Here is a 2,920-nt window from a genome sequence, read left to right as displayed (position 1 = left end):
ACGCGTTGTAGCTGGACCAGTTCGTCGTGCGATAGCGGGCGGGAGATGGCTTGCTCATGCGAGCCGTGTAAACGCATGGATTCGCGTTGTGAATCCTCAGACGGCAGAGTTCTGCAACAACGCCGCTCCATGGCCAGATGCACTTTGCGCCATTGGCGGCGGCCTTGCACCCCGTGCTTTCGGGCCTGCCATTCGCCATCGCCGAGAAACTTGATGCCGGTGCTGTGCACCAGCAGGTTCAGCGGCCCATCGGCGCGGCGATATGGCATGACATGGGCCTTGTGGCGGCTCGCGGACCAGCTCGGGCCTGCCGCCTATCTCGTGGGTGGGAAGCCGGAGGGACCTGCGGGTAGAGCCCCACGACCACAGACATGATCAAACACACAGGCAGACAGGCCGCGCTCAACCGATGGTGACGCAGACAAACCTGGCCAATCTGCAGACCAGATTAGGCTTGCATAGCCTTGAACCTGACGGCGACGGCGATCACTTACGAAAGCGCGGGGTCAGCCACCAGCCGTGGTCATGGAGCCGCCGAAGCCGCCGGTGCGCGCCACCGTCGCGCGCGTCATGGGCGGTTGCCCGGCGGTGATCGCGGCGGGGCGCGTGAAGGTCGACGCGGCGGTGCTGGTGATCACGCCGGTGCGGGCGAAACTGGCGCCGTTGGCTGTCGCAACCGCGCCGCCCGCCGTGGGGTAGAGCGCGCAAGACGCAAAGCCGGACTGGGCGCCGGACGACATCATGTTGCCCATCATGTAGCCGGCCATCAGCGGCAGGAAGATGCCACCTCCACCGGTTCCGGCGGTGATCACGCCGGCCCATCCGGTGGCGTCCTCTCCGCCGAAGTTGCCGACGCCGTGCTGTTCCTCGCAGACCCCATGTTTCTCCAGATGCCTGGCCCTTTCAATCTGCGGGAGTTGTGTCAGACTGTCGATGTCTAGTGGGAAATATGTGCCCAGAACCATGTGGCCAGAACAAGGAAAACGACATTTGAGTAGGCGTTCGAAATTGCCGGCCAGGTCCCTCAGGTCACATTCAGGAAAAGGTGCGGGGCGTGAGCGTGCGGCTCACAATCTGCTTGGTGGCGCCCTGTTCTTGGCCGGCCTGCTCGCCGGAACTTTGCCTGGCGTAGCGGATACAGACAGCCTACTGCCCGAGCTTGCCTTGCCCGATCCGAGGCCCGCGCCGCCGATGACCGTGCTATTGCCCGTGCCGGACAAGAGGATCGTGGCGGCAATTTCGACGTTGGATGATCTTGGTCAGGCTGTCCTGACGCGCACGGGCATTCCCGGTCTGGCCATTGCGGTCGTCCACGACGGACGCACCGTGTACGCGCAGGGCTTTGGCAAACGTGCTATTGGTCATCAGGGTCGCATCAATGCCGACACGGTCTTTTTGCTGGCCTCGCTGTCAAAACCGGTCGGTGCCACCGTTGTCGCAACCCAAGTGGATGCTGGCCGGGTGAATTGGAACAGCCCGGTAAGGGATTTCCTTCCCTCGTTTGATTTGGGGGATCCTTGGATCAGCGATCACGTCACGATCGGAGATCTTTACGCGCATCGCTCGGGCTTGCCGGATCATGCCGGGGACGATCTGGAGGATATCGGATTTGACAGGGGCAAAGTGCTGGAACGGCTTGCGCTATTGCCGAAAGGCGCGTTCCGGGTGGATTATGCCTATACCAACTTCGGAATCACCGCTGCCGCCGAAGCAGTGGCAGCAGCAGCGGGAATGGATTGGGCTAACTTGTCAGAAACCGCACTCTATGCGCCGCTGGGCATGAATTCGACCAGTTCGAGACACGCCGACTACATGGCTCGTGACAATCGGGCCTCAAGCCACGTTGCCGCCGAAGACGGATATGCGGTCGCCGACGTACGCCAGCCCGACGCCCAAAGCCCGGCAGGCGGGGTCAGTTCCAGCGCGCGGGACATGGCGCGCTGGATGGCGATGGTCCTTGGGCGCGGAATGGCGGAAGGGGAACGCATGATCGCGGAAGACGCGCTTTTGCCTGCAATGTCCGCGCAGATGATCCGAGGGGCGCAGATGGATGTCTCTGCTCGACCGGGCGCCTACGGTTTCGGCTTCAATGTCGATACGCGACTGTCGGGCCGAGCCATGCTGAGCCATTCCGGTGCCTTCGCGCTTGGAGCATCCACCAGTCTTGCGATGCTTCCCGACCTTGAACTGGGCATTGTCGTAGTGACCAATGCGCCCCCGAAAGGCGCCGCCGAGGCCATTACCGCCAGCTTCCTCGATCGGGCAGAACTTGGGCTGGACAGCCGCGACTGGCTGTCTGCCTACGCCCCGATCATGGCGACACTTTCGGCACCGGTAGGGCATCTGGTGGGCTCCGAACCGCCCGCCGATCCTGTCCCGGCGGGTCCGGCTGAAAGCTATGTCGGCACCTATGACAATGCGTATTTTGGCCCGCTGTCAGTTGTTGCATCAGGCGAATCTCTCGTTCTGCGGCTGGGGCCGGAAAACCGGGAACTGCCCTTGCAGCATTGGGATGGCGATACGTTCGTGGTTTATCCAGTGACCGAAAACCAGCCTGCCGGCTCGGTTTCGCTTGTCGAGTTTATGGAGGTCTCCCCGGAACCGGCAATGGCAATTCGGATAGAACACCTGAACGACGAGAGCCTTGGCCTATTTCGGCGTCTGGACTGACGCGCTCGGCCCGTTGCGGCCCTTAGAGCATGTCGCGTTTAGAGCGTGTCGCCTCAGATCGGATTCTGGATTCCCATAGCGGTTATCCTGTGATTCCATGCCTTGTAGGCAACTATGGGGGTCAGGGATGGGTAAACCGCATCCTGTTGAGCTGCGTGAACGTGCCGTGCAGATTGTCGCGCAGGGCCACACGCACACCGAGGCGGCGCGGCGACTTTGCGTTTCGATCAAGTTCGTCAACGACATGGTG

2 protein-coding genes and 1 pseudogene are annotated in these 2,920 nt (G+C 62.1%); 1 reads left to right on the top strand and 2 read right to left on the bottom strand.

The genetic code is table 11. From position 1 onward, the window contains the following. A pseudogene (locus DDE13_RS23515) lies at positions 1–269 on the bottom strand (hypothetical protein); the annotation flags it as partial. Between the two features lie 237 nt (positions 270–506). Beyond that, the gene (locus DDE13_RS22220) at positions 507–965 is read right to left on the bottom strand and encodes a DUF1190 domain-containing protein (protein WP_111406376.1); all 459 of its coding nucleotides are present in this window, start codon (positions 963–965) and stop codon (positions 507–509) included. A gap of 130 nt (positions 966–1,095) precedes the next feature. On the opposite strand from DDE13_RS22220, the gene DDE13_RS22215 reads away from it, so the two are divergent. Next, positions 1,096–2,670, top strand: a complete 1,575-nt coding sequence (locus DDE13_RS22215; protein WP_222626186.1) for a serine hydrolase — start codon at positions 1,096–1,098, stop codon at positions 2,668–2,670. The last annotated feature ends 250 nt before the right edge of the window (positions 2,671–2,920 follow it).

Source organism: Meridianimarinicoccus zhengii (genome assembly GCF_003254465.1).
GTDB classification, from domain to species: domain Bacteria; phylum Pseudomonadota; class Alphaproteobacteria; order Rhodobacterales; family Rhodobacteraceae; genus Meridianimarinicoccus; species Meridianimarinicoccus zhengii.
This window is presented reverse-complemented; position numbering and strand designations above follow the sequence as displayed.

Bases quoted from the DNA above. Each gene is read 5' to 3' on its own strand.
- DDE13_RS22220 (WP_111406376.1), bottom strand. From the start codon at position 965: ATGGTTCTGGGCACATATTTCCCACTAGACATCGACAGTCTGACACAA.